20 protein-coding genes are annotated in these 26,512 nt (G+C 66.0%); 7 read left to right on the forward strand and 13 right to left on the reverse strand.

Annotated elements, in window-relative coordinates; all coding sequences use genetic code 11:
• Positions 1 to 34: 34 nt before the first annotated feature.
• Positions 35 to 658, reverse strand: a complete 624-nt coding sequence (locus K4043_RS04590; RefSeq protein ID WP_265308348.1) for a rhomboid family intramembrane serine protease — start codon at positions 656 to 658, stop codon at positions 35 to 37.
• Positions 659 to 665: 7 nt separating this feature from the next.
• Entirely contained in the window at positions 666 to 2,228 is a 1,563-nt protein-coding gene (locus tag K4043_RS04595; protein ID WP_070470348.1) for an oligopeptide:H+ symporter, read from the reverse strand.
• Between the two features lie 177 nt (positions 2,229 to 2,405).
• Here K4043_RS04595 and K4043_RS04600 point away from each other — a divergent pair, with 177 nt between their 5' ends.
• Positions 2,406 to 3,254, forward strand: a complete 849-nt coding sequence (locus K4043_RS04600; protein ID WP_123730770.1) for an endonuclease/exonuclease/phosphatase family protein — start codon at positions 2,406 to 2,408, stop codon at positions 3,252 to 3,254.
• 80 nt (positions 3,255 to 3,334) lie between these two features.
• Here K4043_RS04600 and K4043_RS04605 read toward each other — a convergent pair whose 3' ends face one another.
• A complete protein-coding gene (locus K4043_RS04605; protein WP_123730769.1) occupies positions 3,335 to 3,946 on the reverse strand; it encodes a superoxide dismutase in 612 nt (203 codons plus the stop codon).
• 268 nt (positions 3,947 to 4,214) lie between these two features.
• Between K4043_RS04605 and K4043_RS04610 the strand changes: the two genes are divergently transcribed.
• Both K4043_RS04610 and K4043_RS04615 read left to right on the forward strand, forming a co-directional pair.
• Positions 4,215 to 4,697 (forward strand): ribonuclease domain-containing protein, encoded by a 483-nt coding sequence (locus tag K4043_RS04610; RefSeq protein ID WP_265308349.1) that lies wholly within the window; start codon positions 4,215 to 4,217, stop codon positions 4,695 to 4,697.
• Positions 4,694 to 5,143, forward strand: coding sequence for a barstar family protein (locus K4043_RS04615; RefSeq protein WP_123730767.1), 450 nt, complete (start codon positions 4,694 to 4,696; stop codon positions 5,141 to 5,143). The genes K4043_RS04610 and K4043_RS04615 overlap by 4 nt, the downstream gene beginning before the upstream one ends.
• A gap of 102 nt (positions 5,144 to 5,245) precedes the next feature.
• Here K4043_RS04615 and K4043_RS04620 read toward each other — a convergent pair whose 3' ends face one another.
• Together K4043_RS04620 and K4043_RS04625 are read right to left on the reverse strand one after the other, a co-directional pair.
• Complete coding sequence (locus tag K4043_RS04620) at positions 5,246 to 7,000, reverse strand: hypothetical protein (protein ID WP_265308350.1); 1,755 nt, start codon at positions 6,998 to 7,000, stop codon at positions 5,246 to 5,248.
• A gap of 9 nt (positions 7,001 to 7,009) precedes the next feature.
• On the reverse strand, positions 7,010 to 7,609 hold the full coding sequence (locus tag K4043_RS04625; RefSeq protein ID WP_123730765.1) for an NfuA family Fe-S biogenesis protein: 600 nt from the start codon (positions 7,607 to 7,609) through the stop codon (positions 7,010 to 7,012).
• Between the two features lie 90 nt (positions 7,610 to 7,699).
• Between K4043_RS04625 and K4043_RS04630 the strand changes: the two genes are divergently transcribed.
• From K4043_RS04630 to zupT, 3 genes are all read left to right on the forward strand, one after another.
• Positions 7,700 to 8,041, forward strand: a complete 342-nt coding sequence (locus K4043_RS04630; protein ID WP_019182889.1) for a 4a-hydroxytetrahydrobiopterin dehydratase — start codon at positions 7,700 to 7,702, stop codon at positions 8,039 to 8,041.
• 4 nt (positions 8,042 to 8,045) lie between these two features.
• A complete protein-coding gene (locus K4043_RS04635; RefSeq protein WP_123730764.1) occupies positions 8,046 to 8,465 on the forward strand; it encodes an energy transducer TonB in 420 nt (139 codons plus the stop codon).
• A 107-nt stretch (positions 8,466 to 8,572) separates the two neighbouring features.
• Complete coding sequence (gene zupT / locus K4043_RS04640) at positions 8,573 to 9,382, forward strand: zinc transporter ZupT (RefSeq protein ID WP_123730763.1); 810 nt, start codon at positions 8,573 to 8,575, stop codon at positions 9,380 to 9,382.
• A 63-nt stretch (positions 9,383 to 9,445) separates the two neighbouring features.
• On the opposite strand, the gene K4043_RS04645 is transcribed toward zupT, so the two are convergent.
• Positions 9,446 to 10,384 carry an RluA family pseudouridine synthase gene (locus tag K4043_RS04645; protein ID WP_019182886.1) on the reverse strand — a complete coding sequence of 313 codons (939 nt, stop codon included), beginning with the start codon at positions 10,382 to 10,384 and terminating at the stop codon, positions 9,446 to 9,448.
• Positions 10,385 to 10,826: 442 nt separating this feature from the next.
• Here K4043_RS04645 and K4043_RS04650 point away from each other — a divergent pair, with 442 nt between their 5' ends.
• Positions 10,827 to 14,213, forward strand: coding sequence for an Rne/Rng family ribonuclease (locus tag K4043_RS04650; protein WP_265308351.1), 3,387 nt, complete (start codon positions 10,827 to 10,829; stop codon positions 14,211 to 14,213).
• A 278-nt stretch (positions 14,214 to 14,491) separates the two neighbouring features.
• On the opposite strand, the gene K4043_RS04655 is transcribed toward K4043_RS04650, so the two are convergent.
• From K4043_RS04655 to K4043_RS04685, 7 genes are all read right to left on the reverse strand, one after another.
• Positions 14,492 to 15,301, reverse strand: coding sequence for an endonuclease/exonuclease/phosphatase family protein (locus K4043_RS04655; protein ID WP_265308548.1), 810 nt, complete (start codon positions 15,299 to 15,301; stop codon positions 14,492 to 14,494).
• A gap of 62 nt (positions 15,302 to 15,363) precedes the next feature.
• Positions 15,364 to 18,546 carry a discoidin domain-containing protein gene (locus K4043_RS04660; RefSeq protein ID WP_265308352.1) on the reverse strand — a complete coding sequence of 1,061 codons (3,183 nt, stop codon included), beginning with the start codon at positions 18,544 to 18,546 and terminating at the stop codon, positions 15,364 to 15,366.
• The gene (locus tag K4043_RS04665; RefSeq protein WP_123730759.1) at positions 18,543 to 19,379 is read right to left on the reverse strand and encodes a carbohydrate ABC transporter permease; all 837 of its coding nucleotides are present in this window, start codon (positions 19,377 to 19,379) and stop codon (positions 18,543 to 18,545) included. The genes K4043_RS04660 and K4043_RS04665 overlap by 4 nt, the downstream gene beginning before the upstream one ends.
• Positions 19,376 to 20,257 carry a sugar ABC transporter permease gene (locus K4043_RS04670; protein WP_265308353.1) on the reverse strand — a complete coding sequence of 294 codons (882 nt, stop codon included), beginning with the start codon at positions 20,255 to 20,257 and terminating at the stop codon, positions 19,376 to 19,378. Before K4043_RS04670 ends, K4043_RS04665 begins: the two co-directional genes overlap by 4 nt.
• Positions 20,254 to 21,576 carry a sugar ABC transporter substrate-binding protein gene (locus tag K4043_RS04675; protein WP_265308549.1) on the reverse strand — a complete coding sequence of 441 codons (1,323 nt, stop codon included), beginning with the start codon at positions 21,574 to 21,576 and terminating at the stop codon, positions 20,254 to 20,256. The genes K4043_RS04670 and K4043_RS04675 overlap by 4 nt, the downstream gene beginning before the upstream one ends.
• Positions 21,577 to 21,603: 27 nt before the next feature.
• The gene (locus tag K4043_RS04680; RefSeq protein ID WP_265308354.1) at positions 21,604 to 23,217 is read right to left on the reverse strand and encodes a glucoamylase family protein; all 1,614 of its coding nucleotides are present in this window, start codon (positions 23,215 to 23,217) and stop codon (positions 21,604 to 21,606) included.
• Between the two features lie 227 nt (positions 23,218 to 23,444).
• Positions 23,445 to 26,504 (reverse strand): TonB-dependent receptor, encoded by a 3,060-nt coding sequence (locus K4043_RS04685; protein WP_265308355.1) that lies wholly within the window; start codon positions 26,502 to 26,504, stop codon positions 23,445 to 23,447.
• Positions 26,505 to 26,512 lie beyond the last annotated feature (8 nt).

Below are 26,512 nucleotides of genomic sequence, written 5' to 3' on the forward strand. Positions count from 1 at the left end.
CGCAGGTACCGACCGTTGGTCGGTACGCCCTGCCTCAACCGCCGAGGCGGAAGGTCGGGTTGCTCAGCTCACGCAGGAAGTGGCTGAAGATGCTCGGCTGCATGGCCAGCATGAACAGCACGCCGAACGCCGCACCGGCCAGGTGTGCACTGTGGTTGATCCGGTCGCCGCCACGGCGGTCCATCCAGATGCTGTAGCCCACGTAGAACACCGCATAGATGATCGCCGGGGCCGGAACGAACAGCACCAGGATGATCGACCACGGCTTGATCAGGATGAAGGCGAACAGCACCGCCGACACCGCACCGGACGCCCCGAGGCTGAGGTAGTTCGGGTTCTTCTGGTTCTTCAGGTAGCTCGGCAGGATCGATACCAGCAACGCACCCAGGTAGAACGCCGGATAGGTCAGGTAGCTGCCGCTCAACTGCAGCATCACCTGTTCGATGAAGCCGCCGAAGAAGAACAGCGTGATCATGTTGAACGCCAGATGCGAGAGATCGGCGTGGATGAACCCGTACGTGATCAGGCGATCGTACTGACGGTTGCGGTCCACCGCCGGCGGCCACAGGATCAGGCGGTCGGCCAGCGCTCGGTTTTTGAACGCCATCCACGACACGATGACGGTGATGGCGATCAGCAGCAGGTTGACTGGGGTCATGTCAGGCTCAGGCGGTGCGGTAGTTGTCGACCATACGATAGCGCTTGGCATACCAACCGAAGGCCAACGCCGCCAGGAACGCAAAGCCGGCGAAGAAGAACATCAGGAACGCCGCCTCGCTCAAGCCGGTACTGGCGATCTGGTGGGTGACCGTATCGTTGCGCACCGCCGCGTTGGACAGCAGCACCCACAGGTTGCCGATGGTGGTGGTCAGGTTCCAGAAGCTCATCACCACGCCCTTCATCGCCTGCGGCGCCTGGCTGTAGGCGAACTCCAGGCCGGTGGCCGAGACCAGCACCTCACCGAAGGTGAGCAGCGCATAGGGCAGCATCTGCCAGAAGATGGACATCACGTTGCCGCCATCCATCATCACCTGGATGCCGCCGACCACGATCCAGGCCAGGCCGCTGAAGGCGATACCGGCGGTCATCCGGCGCAGCGCGGTCGGCTCGAAGCCGAAGCGGCGCAGCATCGGGTACAGCACGAGGTTGTTGAAGGGAATCAGGATCATCACCAGCAGCGGATTCAGCGCCTGCATCTGCGACGCGGTGAACCAGCTCGGCATGGCCATCTGCTGGCCCTGCAGGACCCAGGTCGAGGCCTTCTGGTCGAACAGCGAGAAGAACGGGGTGGTCAGGGCGAAGATCACCAGCACGCGCAGCACCGAGCGCACACCTTCCACGGCCTCGGCTGGATGCACCGCACGGGCGCGGTCCAGCTGGATCCAGGTGCCCCCACCGATGCCCGCCAGCAGCAGGACCAGCGCGATGCACAGGCAGATCACGATGCCCAGGCTGCCCACCAGACCCATCGAGGCCACGGCCAGCACCGCACCGAGAATGGCCAACGTACGACCCGGACGGCCCTTGCCCGGCACCTGCGCCGACAGCGCGGTGCGCACCACGTTGCCGAACGAATGCGGGTCCTTCGGCGGCAGCGGCACCAGCACATAGCGCTTGCGACCCATCCAGAACACGAAGGTGGCCACGAACATCAGGATGCCCGGAATGCCGAACGCCCACGACGGGCCCAGGTTCTTCAGCGCCAGCGGGATCAGCAGCGAGGCGAACAGCGAACCGAAGTTGATGATCCAGTAGAAGGCGTCGAACACGACCTTGGCCAGATGCTTGTTGCTCTGGTCGAACTGGTCGCCCATGAACGAGGCCACCAGCGGCTTGATGCCGCCCGCGCCCAGCGCGATCAGGCCCAGGCCGACGAAGAAGCCCTGGCGGCTGTCCTCGAAGATGGCCAGACAGGCGTGACCGGCGCAATAGATCAGGCTGAACCACAGGATGGTGTGGTACTTGCCGAAGAACTTGTCCGCCAGCCAGCCACCGAGCAGCGGGAAGAAGTACACGCCGATCATGAAGCTGTGCATGATGTCCTTCGCCTCGCCGGCGCGGCCATCGGCGGTGATCTCCTGCAGCAGCAGTGAGGTGATCAGGAACTGCACCAGGATGTTGCGCATCCCATAGAAGCTGAAGCGTTCGCAGGCCTCATTGCCGATGATGTAGGGAATCTGGCGCGGCATCTTGCCTTTGCCGGCGCTGGCGGCTGCGATATTGCTCATCCTGTGGGGCTGTCCTGCGAACACGAAAGGACCAAGATTACCGGAAGCCCCCACCTCAGCGCACGCTGCACAGCTGCATGACAGGCGGCGCCGGACATGGCAGGTGGGCCGAAAACGACCGCGCGGGATGGCACCCATGTCACGGATCGTCCACGGCGGAAGCGTAAACTTATCGTTATGCGCACGCACATCACCGGTGGGACCCGACGTTGGACAGGCTGGATCCTGCTGCTGTTGCTGGCGGCCCCCGCCGCAGGCGCGCATGCGCGTCAGGCCGAGGATGCCCTGCCCTCGCTGAAGATCGCCACGTTGGAGCTGCCGACCCAGGACGATGCGCAGTGGCAGCAACGGCGGGACCAGGTGCTGCAGCTGCTTGAATCCATGCAGCCGGACGTGATCGCGGTGCAGCGGGTGCAGCAGAGCCAAGGCCGCAATCCGGCCTGCTGGCTGGCCAGCCGGCTGCGCTACAGCTGCGATTTCGTCACCGCCGACCCGCCGAGCCAGCCGCTGCGGCACGGCAGCGCGATGCTTACCCGCCTGCCGGTGACCGATGACGCCGTCACCCTGCTGCACCCGCCCGGGCAGTTCAGCGCGGCCGGCATGTTGCGGGTCAAGCTGCGCGAGGAGCTGGTCAACATCTATATCGCCCGGCTGCGGCCGGAGCCGGACGACGCGCAGATCCGCCGGCACCAGACCAGCGACCTGATGACCTGGATCGGTGCGACCGCCGATGGCCTGCCCTCGCTGATCGCCGGAGACTTCTCGGCCGACATCGGCGAACTGGTCGGCAGCACCCCGGGGTTCCAGCCAGCGCGCAAGAACCCCGGTGAACGCGTGGATCCGCCCTCGTTGGCCGGCGCGGCACGCGGTCACGGCCTGGACGTACTGTTCCAGGTCAAGCACTTCGGCGGGATCCGCCAGGACAGCATCAAACTACCAGCCACCGAAGGTGACCCCAACGCGATGCGCCTGGGCACGATGGCGACCCTGCGCCTGCAGACTCCGGAAAGCGCCAGCGCGCCCTGAATCGCACCGCTTGCGGTGGCGCAACGAAAAACGGCCAGGCATCGCTGCCTGGCCGTTCGTGTGTCAGGTGACCCTGCCGATCAGGCAATGGCTTCCTGGTAACGACGCTCGACTTCATTCCAGTCAACGACGTTGAAGAACGCGCCGATGTATTCCGGGCGACGGTTCTGATACTTCAGGTAGTACGCGTGTTCCCACACGTCCAGCGCCAGGATCGGCGTGTTGCCGTCCATCAGCGGGCTGTCCTGGTTGGCGCTGCTTTCCACCACGACCTTCTTGTCCGGGGTGACGCTCAGCCAGGCCCAGCCGCTGCCGAAACGGGTCAGGGCCGCCTTGGTGAAGGCTTCCTTGAACTTTTCCAGGCCGCCCAGCTGCGAATCGATCGCCTTGGCCACGTCGCCCACCGGAGCGCCGCCGCCGTTGGGCGACATCACGGTCCAGAACAGGGTGTGGTTGGCATGGCCGCCGCCGTTGTTGCGCACGACGCCCTGCAGGTTTTCCGGAAGGGACTTGGTCTTCTTGACCAGTTCTTCTACCGGCAGGTCGGCGAACTCGGTGCCTTCCAGCGCGGCGTTGACGTTGTTGATGTACGTCTGGTGATGCTTGGTGTGGTGGATTTCCATCGTCGCTGCGTCGATATGCGGCTCGAGCGCGTCGTAGGCGTAGGACAGCTTGGGGAGGGTATAGGCCATGTGGTTCTCCTGGTAGCTCACTCACCCGGCAAAGACCGGGCGTTGCGGAGTCGATGATGGGGATGGCCGATGAGCTTACCAAGGGCCATGTAAAGGAAACTTCGTCCTGCGCGGTCGATCGCGTGTCGGGATCGTTACGCGAAAGTGACGGTGACGCGCAGGTGCCGCAGGCCCTCTTGCAGCGGAGCACGCCTGTTCGGCTGCGCCTCACCGTGCGGACCGGTGATCGCAGTAGAGTAGTCGCCTCGCTCATCGCTCCTGGCCCCTCATGCGCAAGCCGCTGCTGTTGTTGATCGCCATCGTGCTGCTGGTCGGTGGCCTGGCCGCCATCAAGCTCGCCCAGCGTCCGCCCGCGCCGCAGTTCGCGCCATCGCTGACGCAACCGGACGCGGCGCCGGCCGCCGGTGCAGCGACGTCATCGACGTCATCGCCGGCATCGGCCAAGGCAGCGCGCGATCCCCTGCCCCCGTTCCTGCCCGCCGAGGCGCGCGACACCATCGCGCTGATCCAGCGCGGCGGCCCGTTCCCGCACCGGCAGGACGGCAGCATTTTCAGCAACCGCGAACAACGCCTGCCGCAGCGGCCGCGCGGTTACTACCACGAATACACGGTGGACACGCCCGGTGCCGGCAATCGCGGCGCACGGCGCATCGTCACCGGCGGCACACCCCCTACTGGCTGGTTCTACACCGATGATCACTATGAAACGTTCCGTAGTTTCGACGTTCCACCTGCCGGGAGCTGGCAATGACGCATGACGGATTCGAGTTGGGCCTGCACGACATCAACAACGCCGGCATCTATGCGATCGGCAATGACGATGTCGCCCCGTTGTCGGCCGCGATGCGCGATGCCGGCCTGCGCGTGATCCAGATCGACCTGGACGGCTGCCACGACAAACGCACGCTGCTGATGCGGCTGGCCGCCCGCCTGGATTTTCCAACCGGCTTTGGCGGCAACTGGGACGCACTGACCGACAACCTGCGCGACCTGGCTTGGCTGCCGGCCAACGGCTATGCGCTGTTCTTCAGCGACGCCGATGCCCTGCGCAGCGATGCCGGCGCCGATTTCGACACGCTGCTGGATGTGCTCGACGAAGCCAGCCGCTACTGGAGTGACAGCAACGTGCCGTTCTGGGCGTTCGTGGCATTGCGCGATGCAGACGTGGGACTGGACGAAGGCGCCGCGACGCCGTAACCGTATCCGGGTAGCCACGCCATGCGTGGCTGTGACGCCCGATGATGCTGACCCTAGGGCAGCCACCCATGGGGTGGCTCTACCTGCCGATGAGGCGCAGCCTCATCGGCTGCCGTTGTCTTCCTGCAGCTCTTTCTTGAACGGGATGTCCGGCGGCGGCCGGGCGATGGCAGGCTGGTCCTGCATGTTTGGATCACTCAGGCCGCACCCGCCACCGAACTGCAGGACGGAGATCACGCAGGAGATTGTCGAGCTCGTGCCCGGGATCGGGATCTCGACCGCCTTGATGCCCTTGCGGACCCACTCGGCCAGCAGTGATTCGTTGGGCGCCCAGTACTTGTCGAACGAGGTCGGGGTGTAGTCATAGGGTGGACGCTTGAGCCAGGTGCCGGACTGCGCGATGCGCTCCTTGCTCCAGCCGTCTTTCTCGCCGCCGGGTGCACCGCGCTCGGTGTTGCCGGTTCCCGCCTGCCCTGGCACGCGCACGCTGCCATCGGCATTGAACAGGCTGCCGCCGCTCTTGCCGGTCGCGCTGACCGCCCGCCCGTTGAGATCGGCATCCTGCGGATGGTTGGCCGCACCCCAGTCGTCCGCGCGGTTGGGCGTTGCCCAGTTGCCCGACGCTGCTGCCGCCTGGCTGGTGGACGAACCGGCCGGGGTCGACGCGCGGTTGCCGGGCGCACGGGTGGCGCCTGGAGAAGTAGAAGGCGCCGATGCCGTGGCAGTGCTGCTCGCCGCAGTTGGCGACGGTGGCGCCGGGCGCGGTGCGGCATTGGGTACGGCACGTTCGCGCACGGCGACCTCCGGCGATCGGCCCGGCACGGTCACCTCGCGCGTGGGCAGCGTGGCGACCGTCACCGCCGGCGCGGTGACCGGCCGGATCTCGCGCTCGCGCACCTGCAGCTCGCGCTGCCGAACGCTGGCATCCACCTGTGGGCCCGGCACCCTGACGGCCGGTGCCGGCGCTTCGATGACGGCCACCTGGCGTTCCTGCACGCTCACTTCGGGTGTGCGCAGTTGCGGCTCGACCGGGCGCGGCGTCGGTACGTTGCTGCGCGGCGTCGGCGCTTCCACGGTCACCACGGTGCGCTCGCGCACGGCGATGTCCTGCGGATCGCGCGTGACCACGCGCACCTCGGTGCGGGGCACGCTGGTGGGTGGCACCACGAAATCGGATGTCGCCTGGGCCACGTCCGTCGCCTGCACCGGTTGCTCCACCGCCGGTGTCGCTGGCGAGGGAGGTGCTGGCTGCGGTTCGCTGGGCGGCGCGGGCGTGGCAGCGGGCTGCGGTGCGGATGCGGACGGCTCGCGCGCATCGGCTTCGGCTTGGGCCATCGCCTGCGCATTGGCCATCGCGGCTGCGATGGCGGCTTCGGCGGACGCCGGTTCGGCTGCGGGCGGCTGGCTACCCTCTTCCTGTTGCGGCGTGCCACGGCCGACGAACGCGACCTGCACGCGACCACTCTCACCGCCCTGCTCCGGCTCACTCGGCGGCCGGATCAAGGCGACCCACAGCAGCAACAGCGCGAACATCAGATGCAGCAACGCGCTGATCACGGCCGAGGTCCAGCGCATCCAGCGCTGATCGCGGGGGGCCGGATCCCAGCCTTGCCAAAGCAGGCGACGCATCGCCTGGACGAAACTCAGTTCAGGCAGGCGCCCGCCCTGCGGAAGCGGCGCGCGCTGGGCCAGCTCGGCCAGCACTTCGCTGGCCCGGAACGGACGCGGCAGCGGCGACAACGCACGCAGCCACAGGCCCCACCCATAGGGGAGGCCAGTGGTTTTTTCAAGAAAGCGCGTGTCCGGCTGGCGAGCCAGCAGCCACTCGAGGATGTCGTCAGCCCGGCGCAGTGGCACGCAGCGGGATCAGGCTGCCGTGCCGCGGGGAATGTACGGCGCGTCGCCACTCTCGTGGTCGGTCGCATCGCGCACCGCAGTGATGCCCGGCACCCGCCCCATCAGGGTCTTTTCAATCCCCTGCTTGAGCGTGACATCGGCCATGCCGCAGCCCTGGCAGCCGCCGCCGAAACGCAGCAGCACGACGCCATCGGCGGAAACTTCCTGCACCGCGACCTTGCCACCGTGCGACGCCAGCTGTGGATTGACTTCGTTCTCCACCACCCAGCGCACGCGCTCGACCAGCGAGGAGCCTTCGGTCGGCGCCTCGCCCTTGATCTTCGGCGCCTTGATGGTCAACTGCTGGCTGCCGGTGGCATTGGTGACGAAATCGATCTCGGCGCCATCGACCCAGGCCACACTGGCGGCGGCCACGTAAAGGGTGAAGCCATCGCAGTCCACCGCCCACTCATCACCCAGCAGTTCACTGGGATCAGCGAACTCCAGGCGGGCATCGGCGCGCGGGGTACCCGCATCGACGGCGGTCAGGCGCACACCCATGCCGGGCACGGCCTCACGTTCGATCAGCTTGCGGAAATAGGATTGGGCAGTGTCGGATATCTGGATCATCGGGCTATTCTAGCCAATCCCTTGTGATGCGCTCATTCGGTTTATACACCGGACCGCGCATTGTTCAGTCATACAGATGTGGAGGAACCCATGGCCGACCTGATTCCGCTGGCGCAAGCCCACTGCGTGCCACGCAAAGGCAGCGACCACAAGCTCGGCACCGCCCGGGTCACCGAGCTGCTGGCCCAGATTCCCGGCTGGGAGCTGGCCGAGGCCGGCCAAGCGCTGACCCGTACCTTCCGCTTCGACAACTACCACGGCACCATGGCCTTCGTGAACGCGCTCGCCTGGGTGGCCCATCGTGAAGACCATCACCCGGACCTGGGCGTGCATTACGACCGCGCCGTGGTGCGCTTCTCCACCCACGATGTGGGCGGCCTGAGCGAGAACGACTTCATCTGCGCGGCGAAAGCCTCGGCCCTGACGGAGTAAGCCAATGAAACTGCAGTACATCGTGCTGTCCAGCCTTGCCCTGGCCGCCCTGGCCGGCTGCAACAAGACACCCGCCGAACCGGCCGCCCCGGTCGCTGCGCCCACCGAGGTCGCCGCGGTCAAGACGCCACCGCCGGAGTACCCGATCGAACTGGCCTGCCAGGGAATCGGCGGCACCAGCACCTTCAAGGTGACCATCGCCGCCGACGGCCAGCCCAGCCAGGTCCAGCTCGCCAGTGGCAGCGGCAACGCCCAGCTCGACGAGCAGGCGCAGAAGGCCGTACAGGCCTGGCAGTTCAAGGCGGCCACCCGCGCCGGGCAGACGGTCCCGACCACGATCCAGGTGCCGGTCAGTTTCAACCCGCCGCAGCCCAAGCCGGACCAGTGCTTCGCGGTCGAAGAACGGTTGCGCCGCGGCGGCTGATCGCCGCGTTGTGTTGAGGTCAGCCGCCGCAAACCTCGTGCTCCCTATTCCGCGCCCCGGTGTTGTTGCCCGGGGCGCGCTGCACTTCTACAAGGACGCGTTGGCGGATGCCTGATATTTCCAGTGAAAACGTATGGATCGCCCTGGCGGTCACCCTGGCCGCCGGCCTGGCCACCGCGCTGGGCAGCCTCATGGTGCTGTTCTCACGCCGGCCCAACCCGCGCCTGCTGGCGTTCGGCCTGGCCTTCGCCGGTGGCGCGATGGTCTTCGTCTCGCTGACCGAGATCCTCAACAAGGCGATCGACTCGTTCACCCAGGCGTACGACGCCCGGATGGGCTTTGCCTACGGCACGGCCGCCTTCCTGGTCGGCGTGCTGCTGATCGTGGTGATCGACCATCTGATCCCGAACCCGCACGAAAGCCTGGACAAGCAGGACCCCCTGTTCCGCGACAACAACAAGGCCTACATCAAGCGGGTCGGCCTGCTGACGGCGGTGGCGATCACCGCGCACAACTTCCCCGAGGGCCTGGCCACGTTCTTCGCTACGCTGGAAAGCCCGTCGGTGGGCATGCCGCTGGCCTTCGCCATCGCCATCCACAACATCCCCGAGGGCATCGCCATCGCGGTCCCGGTCTATTTCGCCACGCAGAACAAGTTCTATGCGTTCGGCGCCAGCCTGCTGTCCGGCCTGGCCGAACCGATCGGCGCGGCGATCGGGTATGTGGTGCTCTCAGGAGTGCTCAACCACGCCACCTTCGGCTGGGTGTTCGGGATCATTTCGGGCGTGATGGTGTTCCTGGCCCTGGACGAACTGCTGCCGGCGGCCAAGCGCTACGCCAAGGGCCACGAGACCGTGTACGGCCTGGTGGCCGGCATGGGCAGCTTGGCGATCAGCCTGGTGTTGTTCAAATGGTGACGGTGCAGAGCCGGCCAGCGGCCGGCACTACCCTCCATTCGGCACGGCGTTATCTGCCGGCGCTCACTTCAACCGGTTCAACACCTCGACCAGCTCCTCGGCCAGCGGTGCATTGATCAGATACGGCGTCTTGCCCGCGTCCAGCGCGAACTCCAGCGAGGCCGCGTGCAGGAACAGCCGTTTCAGGCCGATCTGCTCACGAAGCCGCTTGTTGACGTCCGGATCGCCGTACTTGTCGTCACCGGCCACCGGGTGACCCAGATGCTGGGCATGCACGCGGATCTGGTGGGTGCGGCCAGTTTCGATCCGGACCTCGCAATATGAATGCCCGCCCTTGCGCTCCAGCACCTTGAAGTGGCTGATCGACTCCTTGCCGATCGGATTCACCTGCACATGCCGCTCCCCACCCTGGCGCAAGCCCACGTGCAGCGGGGCGTCCACGGTCATGGTGCCATCGGGCATCCGGCCGGCCAGCAGGGTCAGGTAGCGCTTGCGGATGCCGGCGCCGTGGTCTTCACGCAGTAGCGCCTGCAGCTCGCTCAACGCCGAGCGCTTCTTGGCCACGATCAGCAGGCCCGAGGTATCCCGGTCCAGCCGATGCACCAGCTCCAGGGTCTTGCCCGGGCGCAGGGCGCGCAGCGTTTCGATCGCGCCGAAGCTGATGCCGCTGCCGCCGTGGCTGGCCACGCCAGACGGCTTATTCAGCGCCAGCAGCCGATCGTCTTCGAACACGATGGCATCTTCCAGCCGTTTCATGAACGCAGCGGGCGGACCGGCTTTGTCGCCCTCCTCGTTGAGGCGGACCGGCGGGACCCGGACTTCGTCGCCGCCTTCGAGTTTGCGCTCGGCCTTGGCGCGGCCGCCGTTGACGCGGACCTGGCCACTGCGGACGAGCTTGTAGATCAGGCTGCGCGGTGCACCCTTGAGCTGGCCGAGCAGGAAGTTGTCCAGGCGTTGCCCGGCGCGGTCGGCCGGGACAGTGATGATACGTACGCTGGTCATGGCTTCAGCGGCTTTGGGGGTGGGCTCGGTAACGGTCATTGGCCTTTTATTCTGTTACACTCGGCGGGCGAGATAAGGGATTGATTTCGTTGGAAGTTGCTCTGGGCCAGAAGCCCGACTTCCCGCGATTCCGGCACAGTGCGCAGCCACCGCCCCCGGGGCGGCCATGTTAGCGGCTCACCGGCGGTCCCGGCCATCGCCGGATGTCTGACACGCATTCGCGCTGAACATGTCCCTGTGGCGCTCCAGCCTGGCTGAAAGCTGCCTCCGGCCCCGTTACACCCAAACCAAAACAAATGAAGCGCTCCCGCGGCCTGCCGTGGTGTTGTAGCGCTGGAAACCCAAACCGCCCTCCCCGCGCATGCGCGATGGGCGGTGAAGCGTGACCAGAAGCGAAACCCCATGGCGTTCCGCGCGGTAGCAGCGCGCGAGGAACGCAAGAATGAAGCGAATGCTGATCAATGCCACGCAGGCTGAAGAGCTGCGGGTAGCCATCGTGGATGGCCAGACGCTGTACGACATCGACATCGAACAGCCGTCCAAGGAACAGAAAAAGTCGAACATCTACAAGGGTCGCATCACGCGCCTTGAGCCTTCACTGGAAGCGGCCTTCGTCGAATACGGCGGTGAGCGCCATGGCTTCCTGCCGCTGAAGGAAATTTCCCGCGATTACTTCCAGGCTGGCGTTGACCACAACAAGGCCGGCATCCGCGAACTGCTGCGTGAAGGCCAGGAAGTCGTGGTCCAGGTGGACAAGGAAGAGCGCGGCAACAAGGGCGCTGCCCTGACCACGTTCATCTCGCTGGCCGGCCGTTACATGGTGCTGATGCCGAACTCGCCGAGCGCCGGTGGCGTTTCGCGTCGCATCGAGGGCGAAGACCGCGCCGCGCTGAAAGAAGCGCTGGACAAGCTGAACATCCCCGACGACATGGGCGTGATCATCCGCACCGCCGGCGTTGGCCGCGATGCCGAAGAGCTGCAGTGGGATCTGGATTACCTGCTGCAGGTCTGGAAGTCGATCGCCGAAGCGGCGCTGACCAAGCCGGCCTCGTTCCTGATCTACCAGGAATCGCGCCTGATCGTGCGCGCCCTGCGTGACTACCTGCGCGCCGATGTCGGCGAGATCCTGGTGGACACCGAAGAGCTGTACGAGACCGCCCAGGAGTTCATGCAGCAGGTGATGCCGCAGACCCTGCGCAAGCTCAAGCATTACAAGGACGACATCCCGCTGTTCAACCGCTTCCAGATCGAATCGCAGATCGAAGGCGCGTATGAACGCAACGTCCGCCTGCCGTCGGGCGGCTCGATCGTGGTCGACCAGACCGAAGCGCTGACCGCCATCGACGTGAACTCCTCGCGCGCCACCAAGGGCAGCGACATCGAGGACACCGCCTTCCAGACCAACCTGGAAGCGGCTGAAGAAGTGGCCCGCCAGCTGCGCCTGCGCGATCTGGGTGGCCTGGTGGTCATCGATTTCATCGACATGGCCTCCAACAAGCACCAGCGCGAAGTCGAGAACCGCCTGCAGAACGCGCTCAAGTACGACCGTGCGCGCGTGCAGCTGGGCCGCATCTCGCGCTTTGGCCTGATGGAAATGAGCCGCCAGCGCCTGCGTCCGAGCCTGGGCGAATCCAGCCAGATCGTCTGCCCGCGTTGCGACGGCCATGGCCGCATGCGCAGCGTCGAGTCGCTGTCTCTCTCCATCATCCGCGTGGCTGAAGAGCATGCGATGAAGGAGAACACCGGACAGGTGCTGGTCCAGGCCCCGGTCGAGATCGCCAATTACCTGCTCAACGAAAAGCGCAGCGCGCTGCGCGAGATCGAACAGCGCCATGACGCGCCGATCGTGATCGTCGCCGACGAGCAGCTGCACACCCCGCATTACGAAGTGACCCGCCTGCGTGAGAACGAGCTGGGCGAGGAAAGCGGCAAACCGAGCTACCAGCGCGGTACCCCGCGCAAGCTGCCGGTGCATGCACTGACCAAGGCCCAGCTGAACATCCCGGTCGCCCCGGTGGTGACCCAGGTCAAGCACAGCCAGCCGGCCCCGGTGCGTGAAGCCCCGGAACCGGAAGCCGCACCGGCCCCGGTCGCCGCCCCCGTTGCCGCCCCGGCGGCAACCGGCGTGGTGGGTTGGCTCAAGCGCATCTTCGGTGGCGAACCGGCCCCGGCCGCCGCACCGCAGCCGAGCAACCGCTCGGGCCAGGACGGCAACCGCAACGGTCGCAACAAGGATCGCAACGGCAAGGACCGCAACGGTCGCCGCGATGAGCGTGGCGAACGTGGTGGCAACGGCAATGCGCAGGCGCAGGGCCGTGGCAAGGACCGTGGTGAGCGTGGCGAACGCGGCCCGAAGGGCGAGCGTCGCGACGAACGCCGCCAGGACACCGCCGCACCGGCCAATGGCAATGCGGCACAGGTGCAGGCACCCGGCCAGGGCAAGCCGCGCAACGAGCAGCAGCCGGCCAAGCCGCGCAATGAGCCGCGCAATGACCAGCAGCAGCCGAAGCTGAAGCAGAAGCAGGGCCAGAACGGCCAGGCCAAGCCGCAGCAGAACGACGGCGACAAGCCGGCCGTGAGCGAGAAGCCCGCGCGCCAGCCGCAGGCCGATGCCCCCAAGCCGACCACCGCTGCACCGGTCGCTGCCGACGCCGCCGTGATCGCTGCGGCGGCCGTGGTGGCCACCGATGCCGTCGCGCCGGCCGCCCACGCCCAGGAAATGGCCAAGGCCGCCCCGGCCGAGGATGCACAGCTGAGCGATACCGACGCCACCGAACTGGGTGATGCGCCGGCCAATGCCGAAGACGGTACCGGTGAAGGCGCCTCGCGCCGTCGTCGCGGTCGTCGCGGCGGCCGTCGTCGTCGTCGTGGCAATGGCGAGCAGGCTGCCGGCGGCGATGGCCTGAACGGTGATGACAACGGTCTGGATGACGATGGCGACGACCAGGACGGCGATCAGGACAGCGGCAACGCTGCCCCGACCGAGCGTCAGGTGGCCAACAACGGTCAGCCGCAGCCGGAGTTCGAGTTCGACGACGAATCCGGCAACGCGCCGGCCGCTGCCCCCGCACCGGTCCAGGCCCCGCGCCCGGCCCCGGTGGCGGCAGTTGCTGCCGCCGCTCCGGTCGCCGTGGTCAGCAGCCCGGTCGTGACCGCCGGTCATGCCGAGCCGGCCCCGGTAACGGCACCGGTGGCCGAGAAGGCCCCGACTCCGGTCGTCGAGAAGGCCGCTGCGCCGGCCGTCGAGCCGGTCGCTGAGAAGGCCCCGGCCTCCTACAACGACCCGGTGCCGTTCGTGGAAAGCCCGAGGCCGGCTCCGGCGGCTCCGGCCCCGGTCGCTGCTCCGGCGGCTCCGGCTCCGGTTGCCGCTCCGGCGGCTCCGGCCCCGGTCGCTGCTCCGGCGGCTCCGGCTCCGGTTGCTGCTCCGGTGGCTCCGGCTCCGGTTGCTGCTCCGGCGGCTCCGGCTCCGGTTGCTGCACCGGTGGCTCCGGCTCCGGTTGCTGCTCCGGCGGCTCCGGTCGTTGAGACCGCCCCGCAGGAAGTGAAGGAGCCGACCGTCGCACCGGTGCAGACCAGCATGCTGGATGCCGTCGATGCGACCCAGGCCCCGGCACAGCCGGCAGCCCCGCAGGCCCGCACCGAATCGGCCCCGGCCGGCCCGGTCGTGCACAACGGCCAGCTGTTCGGTTCGGCCGCCAGCGAAACCCCGGCCGCGACCAACGCCGCCGAACAGGCCGCGCAGGCCGAAGCCCGCGAGGACATCCCCACCGATGCCCCGCAGGCCGAGGAAGGCGACAAGGCCGACCAGGAAAAGAAAGACACGCTCTGATCCTGAGTGAGTGACGCAACAAACAGACAGCGGCCTTCGGGCCGCTGTCTGCGTTTGGGGGGTTGGATGGCGCAGGCAGCGGCGTGCGTCAGGCGGTCATGAGGGCGGCACTGAGAGCAATCCACGCATGGCGTGGATCTACACAGGCCATCGGATGCAACAAGGGTAGACCCACGCCACGCGTGGATCCTGCACGGGATACATCAAATGCAGATCCACGCCATGCGTGGATGCGGCCGTTTGCGTGCTACGCCGTCACCGACGACGCGGCGCGCACCTCAGGGCGTCGTCGCGCCGGCGTTTCCAATGGCCGGCGCGAACTGCAGCCGGGTCCACACGCCGTAATGGTCCGAGGCCCAGCGGCCATCGGCGTACGGCTGGTCGAACAGGATCTTCGCCTCACGGGCAAGCAGTCGATCCTGCTGGAAGAAGATATGGTCGATGCGCGAGGGCGCGTCGTAGTAGTGCCGGTTGAGCGTGCTGACCTGGGCCAGTTCGTTGTTGACGTGCACGCTGCCGTAGCTGTCGCCATAGTGGTTGCGCAACTCGCTCAGATCACCGGCATCCACCAGTGCATTGAAGTCCCCCGCCACGACCACCGGCGCGTCGCCTGCGCTCTGCGCGATGAAGGCAAGCAGATCCGCCACCTGTTCTCCACGGATGCGGCTGCCGACCTCGTCCGAGCGCTCGTTCAAGTGCGTGGCATAGACATTGACCGGGCGACCGTCCACATCGATGCGCAGATGCGCCACGGTGCGGTAGTCGCCCAGCGGCGCCAGCAGGTGGTCGTTGCGCGACAGCACCGGACGACGTGTCAGCAACGCATTGCCATAGCGCTTGAAACGACCCGGCGGATCGGTGGAGACGAACTGATAGTCGTAGCCCAGCTTGCGCGCCAGCCATGCGGCCTGGTTGCGCACATGGGGCTTCTGGATCACTTCCTGCAGGGCGATGGCATCGGGCTTGAGTGCCTGCAGCTCGCGCAGGATCACCTGCCGGCGGGCCGGCCAGTCTTCGCGGTCGTGGTGCAGGTTGAAGGTGACCATGGTCATCTCCCGTCCTGCCCCATCGCCCTGCGCCAGCGCCATCAACGGCGCCAACGCCAGCACGGCGGCCAGCAGGCCGCGCCTCATCATCGTCATCTGCCGCATTACGGTGCCTTGCGTTCCGCCCGGCGTACCGACGCCGGAATCTCGATCTCGACCTTGGCCGGCACCTGCATCACGCGCAGTTCGCCGCCCACCCATTCCGCCGGCTCACCATTGACGGTGGTGGCGCCCGGCTCGCCGCTGTAGGGCCACGGCAGCACCACGCCACCGGCCGGCGGCACCAGGCCAGCCGACACGGTCAGGGTGAGCTGTTTGTCGTTGCGGATCAGCGCGTAGTTGAGCTGCCCGTTCGGGGTGCGCAGGCCCTGCACGCCAACACCCTTGCCTTCCAGCCAGCGCGACGGCACGCCGGCGGCCAGCACCAGGCTGTCATCGATGTCGCGGCTGTAGGCGAACATGTCCAATGCCGAACGCACGAAGTCCGAGGCCACCCACGCGTGGGGCAGGTCACCCAGGAAGAACGGTTTGCGCGGCGTACGCGAGACCACTTCGGCCCACTGGTTCCACGGCTGCGGTGCACGGTCCTTGAAGAAGAACTCGGTCGCCTGCCAGGCGCGGTCGCGCCAGCCCAGGCGCACGAAGGCGGCCACGTTGCGCCACTCGTACGGGGTGTAGTCCTTCCACTCACGCTTGCCATCGCGGCGCGCTTCGAATTCGCTCCAGTAGCGCTCGAAGGTGTTGTTCAAGTAGGGCTGCGGCAGGCGCCCCTGCTCACCGGCCGGCGCCAGTGCGATGGTGGTCGAGGTCGCGTCGAAATCGCCCAGCTCGGCCGAACCGGGCAGGTAGTCGATCTTGTGCTGCGCGGTCGCCGCCAGCAGCGACGCCTGCAGGTCGTCACGGAACTGATCGCGCGACGCACTGATCTGCATCGCTTCGGCCTTGCCGAGCGTGCTGGCGATGATCGCCGCGTCCTTGTAGCCGCGCAGCGCCCAGAAGTTGTCCCAGTACGAATGCATCGGCTTGGCCGAATAGCCTTCGTGGCTGATCGAGACCGGCATCATCCCGTAGAAGGCGGGGTTGCGCGCGCGGTTTTCTTCGGTGCGTTCGCTCAGACGCAACTGCTCCATGTACTGGTAGGCGCCCTGCACGTGCGGCCACATCACCTCCAGGAAGGTGGTGTCACCGGTGTAGCGCCAGTATTCGGCGATGTTGAAGATCAGCTCGCCATGGCTGTCGTTCTCCGGCACCGGGTCGCTGCCGCGCGAATCCACGCAGCACGGCACCTTGCCATTGTCGAACTGATACGGCGCATACCAGTTCACGTACTGCCGCACCGCATCGCTGCGGCCCATGCGCAGCAGACCTTCGGAAATCATTGCGCCATCGCGGATCCAGCTGCGCGAATACGAACGCGTGCCCGGCTGCAGGCTGGGGCCGATGCGCGAGATCAGCATGTGCGCCAGCGAGGTGCGCAGCGTATCGGCCAGCGGCTTGCCGGCCGCCGGGACCTGCAGCGTCACCTGGTCCAGCTTGGTCCGCCACATCGAGGCGACCTGCTGCTGCGCCTTGGCCGCATCGAAGGCCTTGGGCATCACCCAGTTGCCGGTCTGCGGCAGCACGATGGCGACCTCGCGGCTCTGGCCAGGCTCCAGCTTCCAGCGGTACAGCAGCGCGCCCGACGCCAGGCCGGTGACATCCTTGACCTCGGTGGTCGCCGGCAGCTTGCCGCTGGCCAGGTGCACCACGTCGAGCTTGCTGTCGAACGCGGTGGCGAACGCCACGTCCGGTGCCTGCGCCGGGTACAGCCGCGGCGTGCCGTTGACGTCGACATGGGTCGGGTCGAAGGACAGGTTGTTGATCGGGCTGACGCCGCCGACGGTATTGAGGAACTGGGTCGGCGGGTTCACCTGCCATGGGCGCACGGCCAGGGCCAGGGTGTACTCGTGGGCGACCTTGTCCGGGTTGCGCAGGGTGTAACGACCGACCAGCTGCGCGTTGTCCGGCGTGCCCTGCACGAAGCCGGTCACCTGCAGGCCAGCCTTGTCGTGGGTCCAGCCGACGTTGGCGATCGGCAGGTAATCATCCTGCAGCGACTGGCTGGTCTTGACGTCGGCCCAGCTCAGCAGCTTGTTGTCGACCAGCACGAACGGCTCCAGGCTGAAGCTGGACTTGGCCACCTCCAGCGCACCGTCCTCACCGATCAGCGCCTGCTCGCGGCCGCCATCCAGTCCGAGCAGCGTCCAGTACGGCTGCTCACCGGTGAAGCCGCGGGGCACTGAACCGCGCGGCAGGTCGGCACCGACCGAACGGACGAAATCATTCGGGGTTGCAGCGAAGTCGAGCGGTTTGAGCGTGATGTCACGGATACCGTAGCGCCAGCTCGGGCCGCCCTTGAGGTCGAAGCGCAGGTAGCGCGCCTCCGTGTCCGGCAGCGCCAACCAGTCGCGGGCACCCCCACCGGCGGTCACCTCGCGCACCGTGTTCCAGGTGCGGCCGTCGGCCGACGAACGCACCACGTAACGCGTGGCCTCCAGCCCGGGCAGCCATTCGATCACCGCCCCGCCAAACTCGCGCACCTTGTGCAGGTCCAGGCTGATGGTCTGCTCGGCCACGCCGCCACTGATCCAGACCGTGTCCGGCTTGCCATCGACGATGCGGTTCTGCAGCGCAGTGGCGGTATCGGCGATCACCGACGGGCTCAGCGAAGAGGTGTCAGCGGCGGGCAGGCCCTGCAGCGTGAGCCGGTCGAAACAGACCGTGCCCTTGCCGCCGACCTTGCTGTAGATCGTGAATTCCACCGCGGCGCTGCGCTTGAGCGTTTTGTCGGTCTCCGGACCCCAGGCCTTGTCGATCTGGCGCTTGCGGTACTGCACGGGCGTCCAGGCTTTGGGGAAGGCATAGCCGGGGCGGTTGACCCACCACACGTTGTCGCCGCTGGCGTCGATGAGCTTGAACTGCAGGTCGTTGGCCGGCGAGTCGCCGCGCAGCTGGAAGCCGAACTGGTAGTTCTCCGGGTACTGGATGCCCAGCTCGCGGCGGATGCCGACATAGCCGGACACGTTGTGGAAGTCGTAATCCACGCACAGCGCGCGGCCACCCCCACTACCGGCCACGCTGCGCAGCGAGCCGCTGACCTGATCGGAGACGACCAGCTTCCACGGGGTCATATCATCGAAGCTGTCCAGCACCTTGGGTGCGGGCAACACCGGCGTCGCCGGCGGTGCGGCCGAGGCCGCCAGTGACCAGACCAGACCCAGACCCACCGCGACGACGGCATGCTTCACCCTTTGACACTCCCCAGCAACAGACCTTGGATGTAATAACGCTGCAATGCCAGGAACAGCAGCAGCACCGGAACTACCGTGACCACCGCGCCGGCCATCATCATTTCAACGTCCATGATGTGCTCGCGCGAGAGCGTGGCCAGGGCCACCGGGAGAGTGTAGTGCTCCTGATCGGTCAACACGATCAAGGGCCACATGAAATCGTTCCAGGCAGCCATGAAGGTGAAGATCGACAGCGTCACCAGCACCGGCTTGAGCATCGGCAGCACGATCTGGAAGAAGATCCGCAGCTCCCCTGCCCCGTCGATGCGGGCCGCTTCCAGCAGCTCGTCCGGGATCGAACGGGCGTACTGGCGGACCAGGAAGATGCCGAACACCGTCGCCAGCGCCGGCACGATCACGCCACCGAAGTTGTTGACCAGGCCCAGCTGCTTCATCAGCAGGAACAGCGGCAGCATCGCCACCTGCGCTGGGATCACCAGCGCGGCCAGCAGCAGCTGGAAGATGCGCTCGCGGCCGGCAAAGCGCAGCTTGGCGAAGGCATAGCCGGCCATGGTGTTGAGCAGCAGCGAGCCGAAGGTGATGGCCAGCGACACCATCAGGCTGTTGACGAAGTTGTTGGCCATGCCGGTGCGTGCGAACAACTCATGGTAGTTCGCGGTGGTCAGCGAGGACGGCAGCAGCGGCGGCGGGAAATGCGCCGCTTCGCCGGTCGGCATGAACGACACCGACAGCATCCACAACAGCGGCGCCAGGCTCAGGACCGCCAGCACCACCAGGCCACCATTGACCCACCAGGCATGCCAGCGCGATTGACCGATTTCACGACTCATACCAACTGCCTCTTGCGGCCGAAACGCAGCATGATGCTGGTCACGCCCAGGATGATCAGGAACAGCAGGAACGCCACCGCGGAGGCGCGCCCCAGGTTCCACCACTTGAAGCCTTCTTCAAACATGAAATACAGCACGCTGACGGTGCTCTGCAGTGGGTCGCCACGCGTCATCACGTAGGGCTCTGCAAACAGCTGGAAGTAGCCGGACACCGTGATCACGCCGACCACCAGCAGCACCGGGCCGAGCATCGGCAGGGTGATGTGCAGGAACTGCTTCCAGCGCGAGGCACCGTCGATACGCGCGGCCTCGTACAGGTCATGCGGAACCGCCTGCAGGCCGGCCAGGAAGATCACCATGTTGTAGCCGAAGTTCTTCCACACCGCGAACAGCATGATGGTCGGCATCGCCCAGTTCGGGTCGCCCAGCCAGTCGATCGGGCTGATGCCCAGATGGCCCAGGCCGTAGTTCACCAGGCCGTAGCTGGTATGGAACAGGTAACGCCAGATCACCGCCACCGCGACCAGGGTGGTTACTACCGGGGCGAACAGCGCGGTACGGAACAACGCTTTGAAGCGGGCGGCCGGGGCATTGAGCAGGATCGCCGCACCCAACGACACCGCGATCGACAGCGGCACGCCGACGATAACGAAGTACGTGGTATTCCACAGCGACTTCCAGAACATCGGGGTCTGCAGCAGATCGATGTAGTTGCCCAGGCCGACGAAGCGCAGGTTGTCACCGTCGGCCAGTGCGTACAGGTCGAAATCGGTGATGCTCAGCGCCAGCGCCGAGAACACGGGCAAGCCGAAGAACACGGCGATGACCAGAATGGCCGGACCGGCGAACATCCAGCCGGCAAGCGAACGCTGCTTCATGGTGCCGCCTCCGTGGCCACCGCACTGGAGTGCGCCGTGTCGCTCGCCCCGGAGGATTGCTGCCGGTGCTGCTCATGCATCCAGCGGCGTTTGGCGAGGACCTTGTCCACGCGTTCGTCCAGCTCTTTCACTGCTTGATCCTGGTCTAGGCCACCACGCACCACCTGTTCGGTGGTGATCCGCATTTCCTGGGCGATCCGCTCCCACTCCAGCACCTTGGGGGTCGGCTTGACCCGCTCGAGCTGGTCGCGGAACGGCTGCGCCAATGGGTCGTTGGCGAGCGAGGGATATTCCCAGGTGCTGCGACGCGGCGGCAGGTCGCCAATGATCGAATGGAAGCGCTCCTGGATCGCCGGGCGCGACAGGAACTCGATCAGTTTCCACGAGGCTTCTTTCTGCTTCGAATCGCGGAAGATCACCAGGCTGGTCCCGCCGGCGATGCCCGCACCCGGGCCATCCGGACCCGGCAGCGCGGCCGTGCCCCACTGCCCTTCCAATTCCTTGGGCTGCAGCTTCTTGAACTCGCGGATGTTCCAGGGGCCGGACACGTAGAACACGTTGAAGCCGCGGAAGAACTCGTCCCAGACGTTGGAGATCTGCGTCTCGGACATGCGCGGGGCCCAGCCCTGCGCGAACATGTTCTCGTAGAAGCCCAGCGTCCTGCGGAAGCCCGGGCTGCTGAAATTGCCACGGGTGTCTTCATCGCGCAGCAGCGGATCGGGCTGCTGGAGGGCGAAGGACAGCTGCTGCTCGAACTCGTTGATCGGCATCAGCACCGCGTAGCGGTTCGGGCCCTGCATCGTCTTGATCGCCGCCATCATCTCGTTCCACTCGGCCCAGGTACGCGGCGGGTGGTCGTAGCCGGCCTTGGCGAGCAGGTCCTTGCGGTAATACAGCAGGCGCGTGTCCACGTACCACGGCACCCCGACCAGTTCGTCGTGGATGACGTTGGTGTCCCAGATGCCCTGGAAGTAGTCGGCCGGGTCAACGACCTTGGACTGCGCCACGTAGGGCTGCAGCGGGGTCAGGGTATTGAGTTCGGCGAACTCGGGGATCCAGGTATTGCCCAGCTGGCACACGTCCGGCAGCCCTTCGGCGGCGAACGCGGTCAGCAGCTTTTCATGCGCGGCCGTCCACGGAATGTTCTGGACATCGACATGGATGCCGGGATTTTCCGCCTCGAACTCGCGCACCAGGCCGGTGACGACTTCGGCCTCGCGGCCCATGGCCCAGAAACGCACCGTGACCCCTTCCGGTTCTTTCCGGCAGGCACTCAACAACAGGCTGCCGGCAATCAGCAGCAACAGACTCAACCCCAGCTTCGGGCGCGACGACAATGGCACTGCTTACTTCCCCTGCTGCTGGTTGCGGTTCGAATTGGAATTGTTTTTCTGTTCCTGCGCCGCGGCCGCACGCGATTCGGCGATGCCGACCGAGCGGGCCGAGGCCGCCTTTTCATCTTTCTGCAGTTCCATCGGCTGATCCTCGCCTTCCGGCGTCAGCCAGCCACCGGTGAAACCGGCGCGTTCCAGGCCCTTGCGGATGTGCGGATTCTTCTTCATCACATCCCAGACGAAATCATTCCGGTAGTTGGCGATCATGGTCAGGATCGGGCCCTGGTCGATACCGATGTAGTCGCTGGCCACCCAGCCGCGATCCGGCACCAGGCGACCGGTCTTGATCGGGATGTCGTAGTTGAAACTCGGGTTGAACGAGTCCAGGAAGCCGTAGCTGGAATAGATGTAATCGCCATAGCGCTTGTGCATTTCCACCGCGGCCGGAATGACTTCTTCCGGTGCGAACACGATCGAGGAGATCGCCGCGGTCGGCGCGATCGTGCCGTCATCGAAGTTCTCGCGCAGGCCGGCGCCGCGCGAAGAGTAATGCCGGAACTGGCGCTGCTCGCCACGGTATTCCTGGGTGGTGTTCTGCGGGCCGTCGCTGGCGGTCAGGCCCCACACGTTCTGGCCGTAATCCTTCCAGTTCATCGGGTTGGCGATCGCGTACTCACGCTGCGCCAGGGCGGCTGCCCGGCTGTTGAGGAAGTAGGTGCTGCCCCGCTCGCGCATGTAGGCATCCTGGATGTCGCGGAAGTCCACCCACACATGCGTGTACTGGTGGCCGAACAGCGGCCCGAAGGACAGGTATTCCTGGCCCTGGTAGACGCCCCAGTCGTTGTCGTAGGTGCGCGTCCAGACCGTCCAGGCGTCCGGGCTGACCGGGTGGGTCGGCGAGCCGAGCGCGAGGATGTAGACCATCATCGCCTCGTTGTAGCCCATCCAGTCGTGGTCGATGAAGCCGCTCTCCGGGAACCAGCCCATCGAGATCAGCGGCGCGCGCTGCTGCAGCCACGGCCAGTCCACGCGCTTGTAGAGCGTATCGGCGATCTCGCGGATCTCTTTTTCGCGCGCGTCGTCACCGTCGTAGTAGGACTGGGCGAACAGCACGCCCATCATCAGCAGCGCGGTATCCACGCTGGACAGTTCCACCCAGCTGTCGTAACGGCGGCCTTCCTGCATGTCCAGGAAGTGGTAGTAGAACCCCTTGTAACCGCCCTTGCCGGTGCGCTGCGGGCCCATCGGCAGGTCACGGAAGAACTTCAGCGTCAGCAGGGTCCGGTCGATCGCCTGATTGCGGCTGACCCAGCCGTTCTCGATGCCGATCGGATAGGCGGTCAGCGCGTAGCCGACCGAAGCGATGCTGGCGAACGGACGCGACGGGTAACGGTCCGGGCTGAGCCCGTTCACTTCGTTGGTGGTATCCCAGAAGAACTGGAAGGTACGACGCTCGATATCGTCGAACAGCGGCGGCAGCTCCGGCTTCATCGGCCGCGGCGGCACATCCGCCTCGACCAGGATCACCGGCGGCTTGGGCTTGGCGGGCTCCTGCTGGGCCTGCGGCTGGCAGGCAACGGCGGCGAGACTGATCGTCGCAGCGGTCAACAGGTGGCGTGCCTGCATGGGCCAACTCCTTGTGCGTTGTTCGTGACTGGGAAGCATAACGTCCAATGACCTGAAATCGTTTACAGAACGCGTCCTTAAAAAACCACGCAGGCGTGGTCCAAAGCCGCGGGTCATTGCCCAGGCCGCTGCCACCCTCCGTGGCACCGGCCTGGACAATGGACTGGCCCGAAGGCCAGCCATTGCCATGAAACCGGCCCCGTCCGAAGACGGGGCCGTGTGCTGCATCAGAAGCGGAAGCCGACTTCGGCCTTCACCTGGCGCGGCGTACCGACGATATCGCCGGTCTCGTTGTAGCTGGCCTGCAGCTTGCCGTTGCTCTTGACGTAGTTGTAGGTCGCGAAGTTGTCGAAGTTGAAGACGTTGATGATGTCCAGACGCGCGTACAGCTCGGTATCGCCGGCCATCTTGAACGTCTTGGTGGCCTGCAGATCGACAGAACGGTAGCCGAAGATCTTGCCGCCCAGCAGGAACTTGCCATTGGCATTGGGCACAGCCGCCTGCGGGGTCGGCAGGTCGTAGCCACTGGCCTGCGGCACCGGGTACCAGTCGTTGACGGCGGTCGGGGTGGCCAGGGTGACCTTGCCACCGAAGGTGATGCCCCAGAAGCCCGCGTACGAACCGGTGACCACCAGGCGGTGGCGCGGCGCGCCGTTGGAACGGATGGTCGGGTAGTCCTCGATCAGGCCGCGGTCGAACGCGTACTTCTCGTTGATGTCGCGGTTGTGGCGCGCGGTGGTCCAGGTGTAGGCCACCGAGGTGCCCCAGCCGCTTTCCTGGGTGAACGGCTTCTGCGCCGACAGCAGGACCTGGGTCGCACGGGTCTTGATGCCCTGCTGGCCGATGATCAGGCTGCCGAAGCCCGGCACGTTGCAGCTCCAGGCCTGGCTCAGGCCCGGGTCGGTGCCACCGCACAGGCGCGGGTCATCGAAGAACTGGCCGGTCGGGTAACGGTTGCCCAGGGTGAAGGCGAAGCCGTCGTAGCTCAGGGTGCGGGAAATGGTGGCATCGGTCAGCCACTCACCGACCTGGTTGCTCATGCCGAAGCTGAACTGATCCGAGTACGGCACTTTGAGGTTGTTGTTCAGCAGATCGACTTCCAGACCGGCATTGCTGGTCGAACCGACCAGGGTCTGCAGGTTGCCGATCCCGTTGAGCAGGTTCGGGTTCCAGTCATAGCAGGCGGCCTGGCCGTTGATGCAGGTACCGGTCGACGGGTTGCGGAAGTAGATGGTCGGCTGCGGCAGGGCCAGCTTGGTGGTTTCCAGCTGCAGGTTGTCGAACAGGTCGCGGTCGTACGAACGGCCGGCACCACCATGGAACACGTGCTGCTCGTCGGCATTGATGTCATACGAGAAGCCCAGGCGCGGCTGCCAGGCATCCTTGAACGCCTTGCGGTTGCGGCCAGTGCTGATGTAATCGCCGATGTTCAGGCCACCCAGCGCCAGCGAATCGGCGTAGGTCTGGCCAGCGGCCGCACGCGGATCCTGCGAGTAGATCGCGTCGACCACCTGCTGCGGGGTCACGAAGTCCAGGTAGGACGGGGTCTTCTCGTAATCCCAACGCAGGCCGAGGTTCAGCTGCAGATGGTCGTTGACCTGCCAGTCGTCCTGGATGAACAGGCCGATCTGCTTGGACTTCGAACGCACTTCGCCCGACACGCCCGACACGCCGGTCACCGGCTTGACGAACTGCGCCTTGTACGGGATGGAAGACGGGAAGTCCGGATCACCCAGGCTGTAGGTGAAGGTCGGATTGATCTGCGCCGCATCGGATGCGTACAGGTCGATCTGCTTGTACTTGGCGCCCATCTTGATGGTGTGATCGCCGGCCCACTGGATGCCATCCAGGGTCAGGTTGTCTTCGATCGACCAGCCCTTCTGGCCCTTTACCTGCGAATCCAGCGCCGATGCGCCACCGATCTTCACCACGGTGCGGTCTTCGGTGCCGTCCGGTGCGGTGTAGGTGATGCCGTTGGCCAGGGTCAGCGGGGTCGGGTTGTTGAACGAGTCTTCGTGGGTGACCATCAGTTCGTTGTAGTAACGCTCGCCGCTGTGGTTCCAGCGCAGGGCGTAACGACGGTCGGTATTGACCACTTCACGGCCGGCTTCCGGGGCGGTCTGGCCGCTGAACTGCGACTGGGTTTCATCACGGTCCTGGAAGGTCAGCTCGATGCGATCGTTGTCGGTCGGCTCGAAGTCGACCTTGGCGAAGATCAGATCCTGCTGGAACGGCTGGCTGGCCGGGCCGAGGCCGGCGGCGCCTTCGGGCGGCAGCAGCGCGGCAGCAGGGCCGACCGCGCCGTCAGGCGCGATGGTGACCGGCAGGTCGAAGCGCTTGGCTTCATAGGTCACGAAGAAGTGGGCCTTGTCCTGGATGATCGGACCACCCAATGCAAAACCGTATTCCTTCTCGGCCGATGCCTCTTTCGTCTGGCCAGCCTGACGCTCAGCCGGGGTCTTGGCGCGCATGTCTTCGTTGGTATAACGGTAGAAGGTTTCACCCTTGAACTCGTTGGTACCGGACTTGGTGGCAGCGGTCACGGCCGCGCTCGACACCTGGCCGTACTCGGCCTTGTAGTTGCCGCTGATGACCTTGTATTCGCCGATCGCCAGCTGCGGGAACGGGTTGCCGGCGCTGCCGGACTGGCCGGCCACGCCGCCGCCCTTGACGTAGCTCTTCTGGCCCACGCCGTCGATGTAGACGTTGGTGCCATCGGAGTTGGTGGCACCGCCACGCAGGGAGGTGTTGCCCTTGGCATCACGGGTGAAGATCAGGCCCGGCACCGCGTCGGCGAATTCCAGGAAGTTGCGCGACACCTGCGGGGTGGTCTGGATCTGCTGCAGGCTGACGGTCTTGCCCACTTCGGAGGTGCGCACTTCCTGCAGCAGGGTCGGCGCAACCACGTTGACCGTGTCCAGGTTGGTGGCGTTGGCGGTGCTGCCGTTGGCCGGCGCGCCGCTGAAGTTCAGGGTCGCGGCCGAGGCCACGGTGACCGTCACCTTCTGGGTCTGGCCATTGGCCACGACGTCGTAGGTGCCCGGATCCAGGCCCATCAGCGAGTAGCTGCCATCGGCACGGGTGGTGGCGCGGCGCACGGTGCCGCTGGCCACGTTGGTCGCGGTGACCTCGGTACCGGCGGCGGTATCAGCGACCTGGCCGCGCAGCGACGAGGTGGCCGACTGCGCCATGACGCTCGGGGCGGCGCCCAGCATCAGGCAGGTGACCAGCGCGCTGGCCAACAGGCTGCGTGCGGGTGCGCGATTGCGGTGATTGGAATACGTCATGTAACTCT

Source organism: Stenotrophomonas sp. SRS1 (genome assembly GCF_026130205.1).
Taxonomy (GTDB): domain Bacteria; phylum Pseudomonadota; class Gammaproteobacteria; order Xanthomonadales; family Xanthomonadaceae; genus Stenotrophomonas; species Stenotrophomonas rhizophila_B.